This is a genomic window from Bradyrhizobium sp. R2.2-H (assembly GCF_004346455.1).
Classification (GTDB): domain Bacteria; phylum Pseudomonadota; class Alphaproteobacteria; order Rhizobiales; family Xanthobacteraceae; genus Bradyrhizobium; species Bradyrhizobium diversitatis.
This window is the reverse complement of the sequence record NZ_SMBR01000012.1, coordinates 1-16,235: the sequence shown is the minus strand read 5'-3', so window position 1 is coordinate 16,235 and position 16,235 is coordinate 1. Positions and strand designations below refer to the sequence as shown.

Genomic DNA, 16,235 nt, shown 5'->3' with positions numbered 1-16,235 from the left:
TAGGAAGGCGCAGCTCGGTTGCGAAGGAATGAGAGGTTTCAGGGATGAAAGAGCTCGTCGACATTGCGGAACGGGTCGCGGCCCAACTGATCGCGCGCAAACAGACCATCGCGGTTGCGGAATCATCGGCCGGCGGCCTGATCTCGGCCAGCCTGCTCGCGGTATCCGGCGCCTCCGCCTATTACCTCGGCGGCGCGGTGGTCTACACCCGCGATGCCAGACGGGTGCTGATGGATATTTCGGATGACGGCATGAAAGGTTTCCGGTCGTCGTCGGAGCCCTACGCGCAATTGCTGGCCGAGCAGATGCGCAGCCGCTTCAATTGTGATTGGGGCCTGTCCGAGACTGGTGCGGCCGGCCCCACCGGCAACCGCTACGGCGATGCAGCGGGCCATAGCTGCATGGCGGTCGCAGGACCCGCCGCGGAGGTGATGACGCTGGAGACGGGCAGCGATGACCGGTTTGCGAACATGCAGGTGTTTGCAGCGACGGCACTGAAATTGTTGCTGAGGAAGCTGGAGGGGTGACGGTGAGGGGGATGTGTCCGCGGCAGCGCTCAACGTCACCGCCCCAAATGCCGCATGAAAATCCGCACCACATAGCCGTGAAAGCGCGGCGCTTCGTCGTAGAGGTCCGACGCAATGCGTTCGATGGTTTCGCGCAGCGACAAGAATTGTGCCTGGCGCGCGCTGCTCTCGGTGCCCTGCATGCCCGCGAGCTCGTCCATGGCAGCGTCGCTGATCTGGCACTGCACGACCTCGCCATCGTTCAGCATGGTGAAGCGAAAGGCCAGACGTTCGAGATCATGGCCAATGATCTTGTCGCGCGTGAGCGGCATTGCAAGCGTCCCGGTCGGCCCCCCTCGCGGACAATGCGAAAAATTCTCCGGCTTGTCAGCAAGGATGAAAGGGGGCCCCGACCTACTGGAACGCGACTTCGGCGAAACTGCGGAGCTTTCGCGAATGCAGGCGCTCCGATTCCTGCTGCTTGAGCCGCTCCAGCGCCTTCAGGCCGATCTCGAGATGCTGGCCGACGCGGCGGCGGTAGAATTCGCTGGCCATGCCGGCGAGCTTGATCTCGCCGTGCAGCGGCTTGTCCGAGACGCAGAGCAGCGTGCCATAGGGGACGCGGAAGCGGTAGCCGTTGGCGGCGATGGCCGCTGATTCCATATCGAGCGCGACCGCGCGCGATTGCGACAGGCGGCGGATCACTTCAGGCCCGGAAATCTCCCAGTTGCGGTTGTCGACGCTCGCCACCGTCCCCGTGCGCATCAGACGCTTCAGCTCGAAACCTTCGAGCCCGGTGACATCCTCGACCGCCTCCTCGAGCGCGACCTGCATCTCCGCAAGCGCGGGAATCGGCACCCACAGCGGCAGCTCACGGTCGAGCACATGGTCCTCGCGCACATAGCCATGCGCGAGCACGTAGTCGCCGAGCCGCTGCGTGTTGCGCAGGCCCGCGCAATGGCCGAGCATGAGCCAGGCATGCGGCCGCAGCACGGCCACATGGTCGGTGACGTTGCGCGCATTGGACGGACCGGTGCCGATGTTGATCAGCGTGATGCCGCGATAACCCGGCGCGACCAGATGGAAGGCCGGCATCTGCGGTGCGCGCGCGGGGGCAGCGCCCGCCGTCGCGCCGCCGCTGCGCGTGACGATGTTGCCGGGCGCGACGAAAGCGTCGAGGCCCGCCTCGCCGGACTGAAGACGCTGCTGGCACGCTTGCGCGAAGGCGTCGACATAGAACTGGTAATTGGTGAAGATCACGAAGTTCTGGAAATATTCGGGATCGGTGCCGGTGTAATGATAGAGCCGGCGCAGCGAGTAATCGATGCGGGCCGCGCGGAACAGGGACAGCGGCTTGGGCGTCCCCGGCTGCAGCTCGAAGGTGCCGTCGGCGATGGCATCGTCCATGGTGGCGAGATCAGGCACGTCGAACGCATCGCGCAGCGACCGCGTGACGGCGGAGTTCTCGCTGGTCGTGATGGCGGCTTCGATATTGATGTCGCGGCGATAGGCGAAGTGGATTGGGATCGGCTCGGCGGATTCGCCGATCTCGACCGGCACGCCGTGGTTCTGGATCAGCAATCCGATCTGCTCGGTGAGATAGCTGTGGAACAGATCCGGCCGCGTCACGCTGGTCTCGTGCACGCCGGGCCCTGCGACGAAGCCGTAAGACAGGCGCGAATCCAGCCGCGCATGCGTCGCGGTAGTGATGCGGACAAAGGGATAATAGGCCCGCACCCGTGTGGTGACGGCCTCGCCGCCGACATAGGCCTCGAACCGCTCGCGCAGGAACTTGGTGTTGCGCTCGTAGATCTCTTCGAGGCGGGCAACCGCGAGGCTCGCGTCGGTGAAGGATTCGGTGGCGATGGAGGGTGGAGATTGCATGATTCGACCGCCGGGCTGTTTGGGCTTGAGTCGAACTATAGCAAAGAATGAGAAAGCGTAGGGTGGGTTAGCGCAGCGTAACCCACCACTTCCGCTTCTGCGGAGACCAAAGAGGTGGGTTACGCCAGCGGACTGCGCTTCGCGCAGCCGCAAGGCTGACCCACCCTACGAGACCGAGTATGCCGCACGAGATCCCCGATGCGCGCCAGGCGCGCGCCGGGATGACGCGCTTTCGTGCGTCACTTCTCCCGGAAGGCGCGCATCAGCTGGTCGTGCAGCGGCTTCATCAGATAGGACAGCATGGTGCGGTCGCCGGTCTGGACGAAGGCCTCCACGGGCATGCCGGGGATCATCTTGACGTCGCCGAGCCGGGCGATCTCTTCCGGGGGCATCGAGACGCGGATGGTGTAGTAGCCCTGGCCGGTGCGCTGGTCGGTCGTGACGTCGGGCGAGACGCGGCTGACGACGCCGTTGAGCTCCGGCGTGGTGCGCTGGTTGAACGCGGAGAGACGCAGCAGCGTCTTCTGGCCGATCTGGAGCTTGTCGATGTCGACCGGATTGACCTTGGCCTCGACCTGGAGATCGTCGGTCTGCGGCACGATCAGCATCAAGGTATCGCCGGCCGTGACGACGCCGCCGACGGTATGCACGGTCGATTGCAGCACCATGCCGTCCTGCGGCGCGCGGATGTCGATGCGGCGGAGCTGGTCTTCGGCAGCGACCTTGCGCTCGATCAGCTCGCCGATCTTGTCGTTGGTCTCGCGCAGGTCCTTGGAGACCTCGCTGACCACGTCCTTGTCGATCTGGATGATCTGGAGCTCGGTCTCGGTGATCTTGCCCTTGGCCTGGGCGCGCGAGGCGATGTACTGCGCGCGCTCGCCGTTGAGACGCGCCGAGTCGCGTTCGAGCTGGGTCAGGCGCGAGATCTGCACCAGGCGCTTTTCGTAGAGCTCGCGCACGCCGGTGAGCTCGTTCTGCACCAGCGCGATCTCCTGGTCCTTGGCCTTCTCCTGGGCGCTGAGACCGGAGATTTCCTCGTTGAGCTGCGTGATGCGCTCGCGCAGCTGCGCCTTCTGCCCGGTGCGGCCGTTGACGCGGACGTCGAACAGCTTGGTTTCGGCCGAGAGCAGCACCTTGACGTCGGGATCGCTGGCGCGCTCGAGCAGCGTTTGCGGGAACTCGATGCTGTCGAGACCGCGCTGCTCGGCCTGGAGTCGCGCCGCGCGCGCCTGCGCGGCGTCGAGATTCTTGGTGACGATCGCAAGGTTGGCCTTGGTCACGGTGTCGTCGAGCCGCACCACGATGTCGCCGGCCTTGACCCGGTCGCCGTCGCGGGCGCGCACCTCGCCGACCACGCCGCCGGTCGGATGCTGCACCTTCTTGACGTTGGATTCGACCACGATCTGCCCCGGCGCGATCAGCGCGCCCGAGATCAAGACGGTCGACGCCCAGCCGCCGAGCCCGACGACCAGGACCACCACGATGGCGAGGCCGAGGACCAGATGAAACCTGATGGAATCACCTACAGTCTTCTTGGCGGGGGGCTTCGTTCCACCGATAGCCAACGTGTTCATCTTTCACCTCTCCCCGCCTGCGGGGAGAGGTCGATCGCGCAGCGATCGGGTGAGGGGGACTCTCCACGAGTCCAACTCTCACCTCCCCTGTCGAGACTCCCCCTCACCCCGACCCTCTCCCCGCAGGCGGGGAGAGGGAGAGGATAAACCAGTGATCGCAGCCTCATGATTTGGCCACTCCGCCTTCGCTGACGATCTTGATCGGTGCCGGCGGCGTCGCGCGCGGCTGCAGCACCTGGGCGAGCACCTGCTCCTTGGGGCCGAACGCCTGCATGCGGCCGTCGCGCAGCACCAGGATCTGGTCGACCGCCTCGACGCCGATCGGGCGGTGCGCCACCACGACGACGATGGCACCGCGTTCGCGCGCGGCACGGATGGCGCGGGTCAGCGCCTCGTCGCCTTCGGTGTCGAGGTTGGAGTTGGGCTCGTCGAGCACGACCAGGAACGGCCTGCCGTAGAGCGCGCGCGCCAGCGCCACGCGCTGCGCCTGGCCCGCGGAGAGCGCTGCGCCCTGCTCGCCCACCTGGGTATTGTAACCCTCGCGCATCTTGATGATCATATCATGCACGCCGGCTTCTTTCGCAGCCGCGATGATGTCCTCGGAGGTCGCCTCGGGATCGAACCGGCTGATGTTCTGCGCGATGGTGCCGCCGAACAATTCGACGTCCTGCGGCAGATAGCCGATGTGGCGGCCGAGCGCGTCGCTTGACCACTGATCGAGCGCCGCGCCGTCGAGCCGTACCTTGCCGCGCACCGGCTGCCAGACCCCGACCAGCGCGCGGATCAATGACGACTTGCCGGAGCCGCTCGGGCCGATCACGCCGAGGCCATTGCCTGCGGCGAGCGCGAAGGTGACGTCCTGAACGACGAGGCGCTGATCGCCGGGCGGCACCATGGCGACACCTTCGACCGAGAGCCGGCTGGAAGGCGCCTGCAGCTGGGTCTGCATCGCCTGCGCCGGCATCTGCTCCAGCAGGCGGGTGAGGCGGTGCCAGCTCTGGCGTGCGGCGACGAAGGATTTCCAATGAGCGATGGCAAGATCGACCGGCGCGAGCGCGCGGGCGGAGAGGATCGAGCCGGCGATGATGATGCCGGCCGTCGCCTCCTGGTGGATGACGAGATAGGCGCCGACCGCGAGCACGGCCGATTGCAGCATCATGCGCAGTACCTTTGCGATCGCGCCGAGACCGCCGGCGACGTCGCTCGCACGCTGATTGCCGGCGAGATATTTTTCGTTGGCCTCGCTCCAGCGCTGGTTCATCCGTCCGGCCATGCCCATCGACACCATCACCTCGGCGTTGCGGCGGCTGGCCTGGGCGAGATCGTTGCGCTGGGCGGCGAGGCCCATCGCCTCCTTCGCCGGCTGGCGGGACATGAACTCGGTGACCAGCGTCAGCCCGACCAGGATGATGGCGCCGACCAGCGCGGTGACGCCGATCAGGACGTGGAAGGCGAAGCAGATGGCGAGATAGAGCGGCAGCCAGGGCAGATCGAAGAACGCGCTCGGGCCCATGCCGCCGAGGAAGGAACGGACGTTGTCGAGATCGCGCAGCGGCTGGAGGCCCTCGTTGCGGCTGCCGACCAGAAGCGGCAGGCGCACGATGGTGTCGAACACGCGCTTGTTGAGGGCCTCGTCGAGCGACGTGCCGATCCGCCCCAGGATGCGGTTGCGAATCATGTCGAGCACGCCCTGCGCCATGTAGAGGAAGCTGGCGAGGATGATGAGGCCGACCAGGGTCGGGATGCTGCGGCTCGGCAGCACCCGGTCGTAGACCTCCAGCATGAAGATCGACCCGGTCAGATAGAGCAGGTTGATCATGCAGCTCATCAAGCCGACGCCGATGAATGCCGTGCGACAAGCGCGCAAGGCGTCACCGAGCTCCGAACGGCGGACGCCAGGGATGGCTGCCATCAGTCTGATCTCTTTCGACTAAGGGGGCAAAGCCCCTGATTTCACGGGCAATTCAGGGTACTCGCCCCGGATTAACATCATGTTTGCCCGGCGTCCAACGCAGCCAAGCTCATCCAGAGTCCTGATGAGGCCACATCTACCCCTGATGCCCCCCCGCGCAAGTCCGGAATTTCACAGGCTTGCGGCTTTTTCTTGCAGGCTTTCAGTCTCTTCCGGGAAAACGAGAGGCTGGAAGTTCCCCTGCCGAATGCGGGGCTAAAGCGCGATGCGATCAGGATGAATCGTCATCGCGCTTTAGGTCGTTGTTTGAGATCTTTTCGGAAAACCGCTGCGCGCTTTTCCGGATCGTGCCTAGAACCTGCCCCCGCCACGCACCAGGCGCACGACGACCAGCAGAATGACGGCGCCGATGGCGGAACGCGAGCCGGGATGAATCCGGGATGAATAAGGTGTGAATGCTGGCGGCGAGGCTCGCGCAGTCTGGCCCAACTCATCCGGGACTATGACACCACGGTGACCGGCTCCGCCAGCACGCATCTCGCCGCCCGGCCCGGTCCGACCTCGACATTGGCAGGCAATTGCTCCAGGCAGCGCGGCTCTGCGAGCTTGCAGCGGGGAGCGAAGGAGCAGTTGTGCGGCTTCTCCGCCAGCGAGGGCGGGGTGCCGGGAATGGTCTCCAGGCGGGCGCCGCGCTTGGCGCCATGGATGGTCGAGGCGAGCAGGCCCTTGGCGTAGGGATGCACCGGCGAGCGGACGATGTCGCGAAGCGTGCCCTGCTCCACGATCTGGCCGGCATACATCACCGCGACGCGGTCGCAGATCTCGATGGCGACACCGATGTCATGGGTGACGAAGATGACGGACATGCCAAACTCGCGCTGCAGCTCGCGCAGCAAGAGCAGGATCTGAATCTGCACGGTGGCATCGAGCGCCGTGGTCGGCTCGTCCGCCAGCAGGATCTTGGGACGGCAGGCGAGCGCGAGCGCGATCATCGCGCGCTGACGCATGCCGCCCGACATCTCGTGCGGATAGGCGTCGAGCCGGCGCTTCGCCGAGGGGATGCGCACGACCTCGAGCATTTCGAGCGCCCGCGCCCTTCCTTCCGCGAAACTCTTGCCTTCGTGGCGCACCACGCTTTCGGCGATCTGCGCGCCGATGGTGTAGACCGGATCGAGCGCGAGCGCCGGCTCCTGGAAGATCATCGACACGGTCTGGCCGCGAAACGACGACAGCTCCTCGTCGTTCATGGCGAGCACGTCGCGGCCCAGCACGTTGACCGTGCCCGTGATCTGCGTGCGCTTCTTCGGCAGCAGCCGCATCAGCGCACGCAGTGTCACGCTCTTGCCGGAACCGGACTCGCCGAGCAGGCCCAGCACCTCGCTGTTGCCGAGCGAGAGGCTGAGATCGTTCACGGCATAGACCGTGCGCTCGCCGGTGAAGCGAATGTTGAGGCCCGATATCTCGACGAGCTTTGTCATGACGGCAGTTTCGGCAATCGATCGTGATAATCGGTGGCGCGCTGGAAGGCCGCGCCGATGGTGAGCAAGGTCGCTTCGTCGAAGGAGCGACCGATCAGCTGCATCCCGACCGGCAGGCCGGTCTTCGTGAAGCCGGAGGGCACTGTGAGCGACGGCAGGCCGAGAAAATTCACCGGGCGGGTGAACAGCGTGAGCCGCTGCAACAGCGCCGGCGCGTTCGGGCCGCCGCCGACGTCGCTCTCCTCGATCGTCGGCGCCGGCACTGGCGAAGCCGGTGCGATCACCGCATCGACGCCTGACGTCGCGGCGTCGTGCGCGGCGAGCGCCGGCCCGCGCCAGCGCATCGCTTCGAGATAGGTGATGGCGGGAACGGCGAGGCCGTTCTGGAGCCGCATCAGGACCTGCGGGCCATAATCCTGCGGACGCTCGATCATCCAGCGCTTGTGGAAGGCGGCGGCTTCCGCGGCGAGCACGAGCTGGCTCGCCGAGGACAATTGCCGCTGGTCCGGCAGCTCGACCTTGACGATCTCGGCGCCCTCACGCTCGAGCACCGCGATGGTCTCGTCCAGCACGCGCGCAACCTCGCTGTCGAGATCGTCGACATAGAAGGAGACCGGCACGCCGATCTTGAGGCCCTTCAGCGCGCCTTTGGTGGCCGCGACGTAGTCCGACAGCGGCTCGTGGCTGCAGGTCGAATCGGCGGGATCGGGGCCGGCCATCAGCGCCAGCAACAGCGCGCAGTCCTCGACGGTGCGGGCCAGCGGGCCGACGGTGTCGAGCGATTGCGACAGCGGCATCGCGCCGGCGCGGCTGACGCGTCCCACCGTGGTCTTGAGGCCGGTGACGCCGCAGAAATGCGCGGGCATGCGGATCGAGCCGCCGGTATCCGAGCCGAGCGCCGCATAGGTCAGGCGCGCGGAAACCGCGGAGCCAGAGCCGGATGACGACCCGCCGGTGATGTGGGCGACATTCCAGGGATTGCGCACCGGACCATAGTGGGCGTTGTGCCCGGTCGGCCCATAGGCGAATTCGGCGAGATGCAGCGTGCCGAGACGGACCTGGCCGGCGTCCTTCAACCGCTGCAAGGCCGTGGAGGTCACGGTCGGCACGAAGTCGCGGCGGATCAGCGAGCCACAGGTCGCGACGTGACCCGCGTCGTAGTACATATCCTTGTGCGCGAGCGGCACGCCGTGCAGCGGACCACGGACGTTGCCCTTGGCAAGCTCGGCATCGGCTGCATCGGCCGCCTTCAATGCAGCCTCCGCCTCGATCGACATGAAGGCATTGAGGTGCGGCTGCCACTGCGTGATGCGATGCAACAGCGCGCGCGTCACCTCATGCGAGGACAGCTGCTTCATCGCGATCGCACGCGCGACCTGGGTGAGGGTCATCAATGCGGGTTCGGTGCTCATTTCGACACCTTCTGCGTCTGCGCGAGCACATAGCCGGCAGGCTCGAGGTCGAACGGCAGCGTGCCGGCAATGGCCGCGAAGCCCTCGAAGGCAGGTCCGATGGCATTGGAGATGCGGGTTGCGATCTCGTCGTCCACGGGCACGCCGGCGACCTGCGCCATCGGCTTGATGTCTTTCGGTATCGGTCTGGTCATGCGGCCTTCTCCCTGGGCGCGCGGCTATGGCCTGAACCCGGTATGGCCATGTAGCACGCCGCCTCGTGGCCCATTCTATCGAGCGCGGTGAGCTTTGGTGTCGCGTTTGCGCAGAGCGGCTCCGCAAACGGACAACGGGTGTGGAAGCGGCAGCCCGGGGGCGGATCGATCGGATTGGGCGGATCGCCTGATATCGGCGGCGTCTCGGTGCGCTTGTCCGGATCCGACGACGGCATCGCCGCGAGAAGGGCACGCGTGTAGGGGTGGGCAGGCGCGTCCCAGACCTGGTCGACCGGGCCGAGCTCGACGACCTCGCCGAGATACATCACTAGCACGCGATCCGAGATATAGCGAACGACGTTGAGGTCGTGGCTGATGAACAGATAGGTCAGGCCGAACTCGCGCTTGAGATCGGCCAGCAGGTTGAGCACCTGCGCCTCGACGGATTTGTCGAGCGCGGAGACGGCTTCGTCCAGGATCACCAGCCGCGGCGACAGCGCCAGTGCCCGCGCGATATTGACGCGTTGGCGCTGGCCGCCGGAGATCTCGTGCGGATAGCGGTTGGCGAAGGTTTCCGGACGCAAGCCGACCTTGCCGAGCAGCTCGCGCGCGAGCGCGCGTGCCGTGGCGTCGGCCATGCCGTGCACCTTGGGGCCGAAGGCGATCGATTCCTCGATGGTGAGGCGCGGATTGAGCGAGGCGTAGGAGTCCTGGAACACCATCTGCATGCCGCGACGCAATTCGCGCAGGCTCAGCGATTGGCCGACGGTCATGCCGTCATAGATGATGTCGCCGTCGTCGCGCGGCATCAGATGCATCAGCAGCCGCGCGGTGGTGGACTTGCCGCAACCGGACTCGCCGACGATACCGACCGTCTCGCCCTTGGCGACGGTGAACGAGACGTTGTCGACGGCACGCACGGTACGCTTGGCGGCGAACGGCCCACCGCGCACCGGGAAATGCTTCGTCAGGCCGTTGACCTGAAGCAGCGGCTGCGCGACGCCGCCAACGTCCTCGACCGGCTCCAGCATTTCGACGGATGTGTTGCTCTCGCTCATGGCCGCGATCTCCCACCTCTCCCCACCGGGGAGAGGTCGGCGTGCAGCGCCGGGTGAGGGGGCGCGGCAGACTCGGTGGAGCGGTACCCCTCACCCGGATTGCATCTTGCGATGCAATCCGACCTCTCCCTTCGGGAGAGGTGTGCGGAGCGCGCGGCGCTAGCTAGCATCTCCATCATCATTCGTCAGTTCCTGATGTCCATGGCGCTGCGCAGACCGTCCGAGAGCAGGTTGAAACAGATCGAGACCGCGAAGATCATCGCGCCCGGCAATGCTGCGACCCAGGGATTGACGTAGATCGCGGTCCGCAGCGTGTTCAGCATCAGGCCCCATTCCGGTTCCGGCGGTTTCGTGCCGAGACCGAGGAAGGACAGACCGGCCGCCAGGATCATCGAGACCGAGATCAGGCTCGTGGCATAGACGAAGATCGCACCGAGCACGTTGCCGAGGATGTGCACGCGCATGATGGTGAAGGGCCCGGCACCGGAGGCGCGCGCGGCCTCGACGAAATCCATGTTGCGCACGCCCGTCGTGACGCTCTCGGCGACACGGGTGATCTGCGGCACGAACACCACCGTCAACGACACGATGGAATTGAGGATACCGGCCCCGAGCGCGCCGGAGATCGCGATCGCCAGCAGCACGGACGGAAAGGCATAGAACACGTCGACCGTGCGCATGATCGCGGTGTTGAGCTTGCCGCCGACATAGCCGGCAATGATGCCGAGCGAGGTGCCGATGCAGAAGGCGAGAATCACGGGCAGGATGCCGATGACCAGCGACAGCCGGCCGCCGTAGATCAGCCGCGCCAGCATATCGCGGCCGAGCTCGTCGGTGCCGAGCGGATAGCCGGCCGTGCCGATGTGGCGCAGGCGGCGGATCATCGAGCCCTTGTAGGGATCTTCGAGACCCAGCCATGGCGCAAGGACCGCGGAGAGGAAGATCAGCAGCAGCACCAGCGCGCAGGCCACGCTGACCTTGTCGCGCATGATGCGGCGGCCGACCGTCGCCCAATAGCCGCGCGCCTTGGTCGCGGGCGCGGCCTGCAGCGCGGCGTCGGCGGTGGCGTGAAGCGGAAGCTCGCTCATCGGCCGGCTCCCGGCTGGTATTGATACGATCGGTGCAAGTCGCGGAGGCAGTGCACCTCTCCCGCTTGCGGGAGAGGTCGGCGCTCCGGGCGATGCGAAGCATCGTCCCGCGAGGCGGGTGAGGGTTTTCTCCTCTGGGGGGTTCTCGCGAGCGGAGAAACCCTCTCCCCAACCCTCCCCCGCAGGCGGGGGAGGGAGCGCACCTGTTGCGTGGTCACAGCTGGGCTCATCGGCTAGCCCCGCTTGATGCGCGGGTCGATCGCGGCTTGGGCGATGTCGACCAGCAGATTGAGGAACACGAAGAACAGCGCCAGGATCAGGATCGTGCCCTGCAGCAGCGGCAGGTCGCGCTGGAAGATCGCGGAGTTGAGCAGGAAGCCCGAACCCGGCCAGGAGAATACCGTCTCGATCAGGATCGAGCCGCCGAGCATGTAACCGAGCTGAAGGCCCATCACGGCAAGCGCGGTGGGCGCGGCGTTCTTGACGACGTGGCGGAACACGCCGCGCTCGTGCAGACCCTTGGCCCGCAAGGCTTCGACGAAATCCTGCGAGAGAATGTCGCCGGTGAGGGCACGCACCGTGCGGGTGACGATGCCCATGGGAATCACCGATGTCGTGATCGCCGGCAGCACCAGATATTTCAGATGCGCCCAGTCCCAGGCCCAGGAATTGGAGCCGCTGGGGCCGGCGCCGACCGCGGGCAGCCAGTTGAGCTGAACCGAGAAGATGATGACGAGCAGCATGCCGAGCCAGTAATGCGGCACGGAGACGCCGGCGATGGCAAAGGAGGTCGCAACCTTGTCGATCCAGGTCTCGCGAAAATAGCCCGCGATCAAGCCGAGCAGGATGCCCATCGTGAAGCCGATGATGGCCGCGGCAATCGCGAGCGTGACGGTGTTGCCGACGGCGCGCAAGACCTCGGCCAGTACGGGGCGTCCGGTCGCGATGGAATTGCCGAGATCGCCATGGAGGGCGCGAAGCAGCCAGAGGCCGAACTGCACCGGCAGCGGGCGATCGAAACCGTAAGCGGCGCGAAGCTGCGCGGCGAGCTCCTGCGAGGCATCGGCCGGCAGCACCGCGACGAGCGGATCGCCCGGCGTGATGTGCACGAGCAGAAAGCACACCAGCGCCACGCTGATGACGATGGGGACGACATAGACGATGCGTCGGGCGATATAGGCGAGCACGTTGTCTCTTTTCTTCCCTTCTCCCCTTGTGGGAGAAGGTGGCGCGAAGCGCCGGATGAGGGGTTCTGGCCGCGGATACAGTCTTTACGAACGCGAGAGAGGTATCCGCGGAGAGAGACCCCTCACCCGGCTTCGCTTCGCGAAGCCACCCTCTCCCACATCCACCTTCGCCAAGGCTTCGGCGGACAGGAGGGGAGAGGGTGCACTGAGCAAGTCGAGACTACTGCTTGATCGACACCGGCGAGAAGTCGATGAACCAGCTCTTCGGCTGCACCACGCCCGTCACCTTCGGGCTCATCGCGCGCGGGCCGACGTCATGGGCGACGTAGAGGAAGGCGGCGTCGTCGACGGAGGCCGCGTGCAGCTCGGCGAGCGCGGCGTCGCGTGCGGCGGGATCGAAGGTCTGGCGCGCCTTCTTCACCAGTTCGTCGAATTTGGGGTTGTTGATGAAGCCCCAATTGTTCGAGACCGGCGGCGCCATGCCGGATTGCAGGAAGCGCACCAGGGCGAAGAACGGGTCCATCGCCGCATAGGTGACGTTGGTCGCGTTCGAGCCGTTGGCCGAGGGGTCCTTGGCACCGCGGCGCCAGTTGGTGAACAGCGTGTTCCACTCGATGACGTCGAGCTTCACATCGAAATAGCATTCGGCCAGCGCCTGCTGGAGATATTCGTTCATCGCCAGCGGCTGCATCTGACCCGAACCGGACGCGGACGTCTGCGTCTTGACCGTCAGCTTCTTGTTGGGACCGAAGCCCGCTTCCTGCATCAGCTTCTGCGCTGCCGCTTTGTCGTACTTGATCTCGAAGGTCGGCTTGCCGCGCCAGGGATGGCCAGGCTCGAAGGTGCCGGTCGCCGGCACCATCAGGCCGGCGAGCAGGCCGTCCTTGAGGCCTTCGCGATCGATGCAGAGGTTCGCCGCCTTGCGCACGCGGATGTCGTTCCAGGGCGAGCCCTCGACGCGCGAGAATTGCCATGGCCAGACATGCGGTTGCTCGTTGGCGTAGAGCTTGAAGCCGCGCTGCTTGAGCTCGGGCAGCGCGTCGGGTGCCGGTGCTTCGACCCAGTCGACCTGCCCCGAGAGCAGCGCTGCGGTGCGCGCATTCGCCTCTGGCATCGGCAGGAGCACCATCTTGTCGATCTTGGGCACGCGCGCCTTGTCCCAATAGTTCGCGTTCTTGACCAGCTCGAGCCGTTCGCGCGGCGTGAAGCTCGACATCTTCCACGGGCCGGTGCCCGAGGCGTCCTTGGCGAACGCCGTCCAGGCGGCCTGCGACTTCGCCTTGGCATCGGCGCCTTCGGCCTTGTCGTAGAAGGCCTGCCACTTCGCCGGGCTCGCCATGAACAAATTGGTGAGGTTGATCGGCAGGAAGCTGTCGGGCTCCTTGGTGGTGAGCTCGACCGTCATGTCGTCGATCTTCTTCGCCGAGGCCAGCGTCGGCATGCGCGAGGCGGTGACGCCGACCTGGCTGGCGTCGAATTGCGGCGCGTCCTGCTTCAGCACCTTTTCGACGTTCCACACGACGGCATCGGCGTTGAACGGCGAGCCGTCATGGAAAGTGACGCCGGGGCGCAGCTTGAACACCCACTTGGTCTTGTCGGCATCGTCGACCTTCCACTCGGTGGCAAGACCGGGGATCACCACGCTCGCCTTGTCGGCAGAAGACAGGTCCCAGCCGGTCAGCGCGTCGTACATGGTGAGACCGGTGAAGCGATTGCCTTCAAAGCCCTGATCGGGCTGACCCAGGGTGCGCGGAATATCGGCAGCGGTCATGCCAATGCGCAGCACGGTCTCGGCGCTGACCGCGCGCGGCCATGCGGCCACGCTCCCGAGCGCCAACAGCGCGATCAGTGCCGCGCGGGTCTTGTTCTTCTTGATAAGCATCGCCTCAGTCCTTCTCCGGCTTTCGATGACTAATTTTGATGCACTCGTATGCAATGGCTATGCCAAGGAGAAACTTATTCTGCAAATTGCCTTCGGGACGACAAGTACTTGTGATGACGCACCGGCGAAAACGGCGCGCTGCCTATTCTGGCATCAAGATTGCAGGTTCGACCCCAGACCCTCCCAGGAGCTTTGATTCATGCGTGTTCGTCTGTCGACCTGTCTCGCCGTGCTTGCGCTGGCAGTTTCCGCAATCTCGGCGCGCGCCGAAACGGTGGTGCGCTACGGCATCTCGATGGCGGACATCCCGCTGACGACAGGCCAGCCCGATCGCGGCGCCGGCGCCTACCAATTCACGGCCTACACGATCTACGATCCCCTGGTCGCCTGGGAGATGGACGTCGCCGACCGCCCCGGCAAGCTGGTGCCGGGCCTCGCCACCGAATGGAAAGTCGACGATGCCGACAAGACCAAGTGGCGCTTCACGCTTCGCAAGGGCGTGAAGTTTCACGACGGCAGCGAGTTCAATGCCGATGCGGTGATCTGGAATCTGGACAAAGTGCTCAACGACAAGGCGCCGCAATTCGACAAGCGGCAGAGCGCGCAGGTGAAGACCCGCCTGCCCTCCGTCGCCAGCTACGCCAAGATCGACGACTTCACCGTGGAGATCACCACCAAGGCGGTCGACTCCTTCTTCCCATATCAGATGCTGTGGTTCCTGGTGTCGAGCCCGGCGCAGTATGAAAAGCTCGGCAAGGATTGGGACAAGTTCGCCAGCCAGCCCTCGGGCACCGGTCCATTCAAATTGACCAAGCTGGTGCCGCGCGAACTCGCCGAGCTGACCAAGAACCCCGACTACTGGAACAAGAAGCGGATTCCGAAGGTCGACAAGATCGTGCTGGTGCCGATGCCGGAAGCTTTGACGCGCACCAATGCGTTGCTTGCGGGACAAGTCGACCTGATCGAGACGCCGGCGCCGGATGCCGTGCCGCAGCTGAAAGCGGCCGGCATGAAGCTCGTCGACAATGTCACGCCGCATGTCTGGAATTATCATCTCAGCGTGCTGCCCGGCTCGCCCTGGACCGACATCCGCCTGCGCAAGGCGCTCAACCTTGCGATCGATCGCGAGGCGGTGGTCGGCCTGATGAATGGCCTCGCCAAGCCAGCGAAGGGCCAGGTCGACCCGTCGAGCCCGTGGTTCGGCAAGCCCACTTTCGAGCTGAAATATGATCTCGCAGCAGCCAAGAAGCTGGTCGAGGAGGCCGGCTACTCCAAGGCGAAGCCGCTCAAGACCACCTTCATCATTGCGCAAGGCGGCACCGGCCAGATGCTGTCGCTGCCGATGAACGAATTCCTGCAGCAGAGCTTCAAGGAGATCGGCATCGACATCGATTTCAAGGTGGTCGAGCTCGAGACGCTCTATACGCATTGGCGCAAGGGCGCGGCCGACGAGATGAACGCCGGCATCACCGCCAACAACATCGCTTATGTCACCTCGGACCCGCTCTACGCCATCGTCCGCTTCTTCCATTCCGGGCAGGTCGCGCCTGTCGGCGTCAACTGGGGCGGCTACAAGAACCCGAAGGTGGATGCTCTGATCGACGAGGCCAAGCAGACCTTCGACAGCGCCAAGCAGGACGCATTGCTGGCCCAGGCGCATGCGCTGATCGTGGACGATGCCGCGCTGGTCTGGGTCGTCCACGACACCAACCCGCACGCGCTGTCACCGAAGATTAAGCAGTTCGTCCAGGCGCAGCACTGGTTCCAGGATCTGACGACGATCGGGATGGAGTGAGGGGCCGCCCTGCTTCCGCGAACACCAGTGTCGTCCCGGGGCGCGACATAGTCGCGAGCCTGGGATCCATGGCCGCAGGACGCGGTTTTGCGAAGACTCGTAGTTGCCGATCTCGCGCTACGGCTGCTTCCTGTGGTTATGGATCCTCGCCTCCGCGGGGACGACACCTTTAGAGCGTTTCACATTTTGATTGAAGCATAACCGGCGCTTGCGAAGTAGTTTGCGCATTCGCGAGGCTGGATGTCTTGGACGAGGTGACCGATAT

13 protein-coding genes are annotated in these 16,235 nt (G+C 65.3%); 2 read left to right on the top strand and 11 right to left on the bottom strand.

Going from position 1 to position 16,235, the window contains the following annotated elements:
- Window positions 1-44 precede the first annotated feature (44 nt).
- Window positions 45-527 carry a CinA family protein gene (locus EDE08_RS27570; RefSeq protein ID WP_131872071.1) on the top strand — a complete coding sequence of 161 codons (483 nt, stop codon included), beginning with the start codon at window positions 45-47 and terminating at the stop codon, window positions 525-527.
- Between the two features lie 35 nt (window positions 528-562).
- On the opposite strand, the gene EDE08_RS27565 is transcribed toward EDE08_RS27570, so the two are convergent.
- The 11 genes from EDE08_RS27565 to EDE08_RS27510 all read right to left on the bottom strand — a co-directional run bounded on the left by EDE08_RS27565 (window position 563) and on the right by EDE08_RS27510 (window position 14,175).
- Window positions 563-838 carry a DUF1488 family protein gene (locus EDE08_RS27565; RefSeq protein ID WP_131872072.1) on the bottom strand — a complete coding sequence of 92 codons (276 nt, stop codon included), beginning with the start codon at window positions 836-838 and terminating at the stop codon, window positions 563-565.
- 82 nt (window positions 839-920) lie between these two features.
- Window positions 921-2,390, bottom strand: a complete 1,470-nt coding sequence (locus EDE08_RS27560) for an AMP nucleosidase (RefSeq protein WP_165936224.1) — start codon at window positions 2,388-2,390, stop codon at window positions 921-923.
- 239 nt (window positions 2,391-2,629) lie between these two features.
- Complete coding sequence (locus EDE08_RS27555; RefSeq protein ID WP_131872073.1) at window positions 2,630-3,964, bottom strand: HlyD family type I secretion periplasmic adaptor subunit; 1,335 nt, start codon at window positions 3,962-3,964, stop codon at window positions 2,630-2,632.
- Window positions 3,965-4,127: 163 nt separating this feature from the next.
- On the bottom strand, window positions 4,128-5,876 hold the full coding sequence (locus EDE08_RS27550) for a type I secretion system permease/ATPase (RefSeq protein WP_131874823.1): 1,749 nt from the start codon (window positions 5,874-5,876) through the stop codon (window positions 4,128-4,130).
- 500 nt (window positions 5,877-6,376) lie between these two features.
- Window positions 6,377-7,354 carry an ABC transporter ATP-binding protein gene (locus tag EDE08_RS27540; protein WP_131874822.1) on the bottom strand — a complete coding sequence of 326 codons (978 nt, stop codon included), beginning with the start codon at window positions 7,352-7,354 and terminating at the stop codon, window positions 6,377-6,379.
- Entirely contained in the window at window positions 7,351-8,766 is a 1,416-nt protein-coding gene (locus tag EDE08_RS27535) for an amidase (RefSeq protein WP_131874821.1), read from the bottom strand. Before EDE08_RS27535 ends, EDE08_RS27540 begins: the two co-directional genes overlap by 4 nt.
- Window positions 8,763-8,960, bottom strand: a complete 198-nt coding sequence (locus EDE08_RS27530) for a hypothetical protein (RefSeq protein WP_131874820.1) — start codon at window positions 8,958-8,960, stop codon at window positions 8,763-8,765. Before EDE08_RS27530 ends, EDE08_RS27535 begins: the two co-directional genes overlap by 4 nt.
- Window positions 8,957-10,018, bottom strand: coding sequence for an ABC transporter ATP-binding protein (locus tag EDE08_RS27525; protein ID WP_165936223.1), 1,062 nt, complete (start codon window positions 10,016-10,018; stop codon window positions 8,957-8,959). Before EDE08_RS27525 ends, EDE08_RS27530 begins: the two co-directional genes overlap by 4 nt.
- 185 nt (window positions 10,019-10,203) lie before the next feature.
- The gene (locus tag EDE08_RS27520) at window positions 10,204-11,106 is read right to left on the bottom strand and encodes an ABC transporter permease (RefSeq protein WP_131874819.1); all 903 of its coding nucleotides are present in this window, start codon (window positions 11,104-11,106) and stop codon (window positions 10,204-10,206) included.
- Window positions 11,107-11,339: 233 nt separating this feature from the next.
- Entirely contained in the window at window positions 11,340-12,293 is a 954-nt protein-coding gene (locus EDE08_RS27515; protein WP_131874818.1) for an ABC transporter permease, read from the bottom strand.
- A gap of 220 nt (window positions 12,294-12,513) precedes the next feature.
- On the bottom strand, window positions 12,514-14,175 hold the full coding sequence (locus EDE08_RS27510) for an ABC transporter substrate-binding protein (RefSeq protein WP_131874817.1): 1,662 nt from the start codon (window positions 14,173-14,175) through the stop codon (window positions 12,514-12,516).
- Window positions 14,176-14,374: 199 nt separating this feature from the next.
- Here EDE08_RS27510 and EDE08_RS27505 point away from each other — a divergent pair, with 199 nt between their 5' ends.
- Window positions 14,375-15,970, top strand: a complete 1,596-nt coding sequence (locus EDE08_RS27505) for an ABC transporter substrate-binding protein (RefSeq protein ID WP_131874816.1) — start codon at window positions 14,375-14,377, stop codon at window positions 15,968-15,970.
- The last annotated feature ends 265 nt before the right edge of the window (window positions 15,971-16,235 follow it).

Bases quoted from the DNA above. Each gene is read 5' to 3' on its own strand.
- EDE08_RS27570 (WP_131872071.1), top strand. From the start codon at position 45: ATGAAAGAGCTCGTCGACATTGCGGAACGGGTCGCGGCCCAACTGATC.
- EDE08_RS27565 (WP_131872072.1), bottom strand. From the start codon at position 838: ATGCCGCTCACGCGCGACAAGATCATTGGCCATGATCTCGAACGTCTG.
- EDE08_RS27560 (WP_165936224.1), bottom strand. From the start codon at position 2,390: ATGCAATCTCCACCCTCCATCGCCACCGAATCCTTCACCGACGCGAGC.
- EDE08_RS27555 (WP_131872073.1), bottom strand. From the start codon at position 3,964: ATGAACACGTTGGCTATCGGTGGAACGAAGCCCCCCGCCAAGAAGACT.
- EDE08_RS27550 (WP_131874823.1), bottom strand. From the start codon at position 5,876: ATGGCAGCCATCCCTGGCGTCCGCCGTTCGGAGCTCGGTGACGCCTTG.
- EDE08_RS27540 (WP_131874822.1), bottom strand. From the start codon at position 7,354: ATGACAAAGCTCGTCGAGATATCGGGCCTCAACATTCGCTTCACCGGC.
- EDE08_RS27535 (WP_131874821.1), bottom strand. From the start codon at position 8,766: ATGAGCACCGAACCCGCATTGATGACCCTCACCCAGGTCGCGCGTGCG.
- EDE08_RS27530 (WP_131874820.1), bottom strand. From the start codon at position 8,960: ATGACCAGACCGATACCGAAAGACATCAAGCCGATGGCGCAGGTCGCC.
- EDE08_RS27525 (WP_165936223.1), bottom strand. From the start codon at position 10,018: ATGAGCGAGAGCAACACATCCGTCGAAATGCTGGAGCCGGTCGAGGAC.
- EDE08_RS27520 (WP_131874819.1), bottom strand. From the start codon at position 11,106: ATGAGCGAGCTTCCGCTTCACGCCACCGCCGACGCCGCGCTGCAGGCC.
- EDE08_RS27510 (WP_131874817.1), bottom strand. From the start codon at position 14,175: ATGCTTATCAAGAAGAACAAGACCCGCGCGGCACTGATCGCGCTGTTG.
- EDE08_RS27505 (WP_131874816.1), top strand. From the start codon at position 14,375: ATGCGTGTTCGTCTGTCGACCTGTCTCGCCGTGCTTGCGCTGGCAGTT.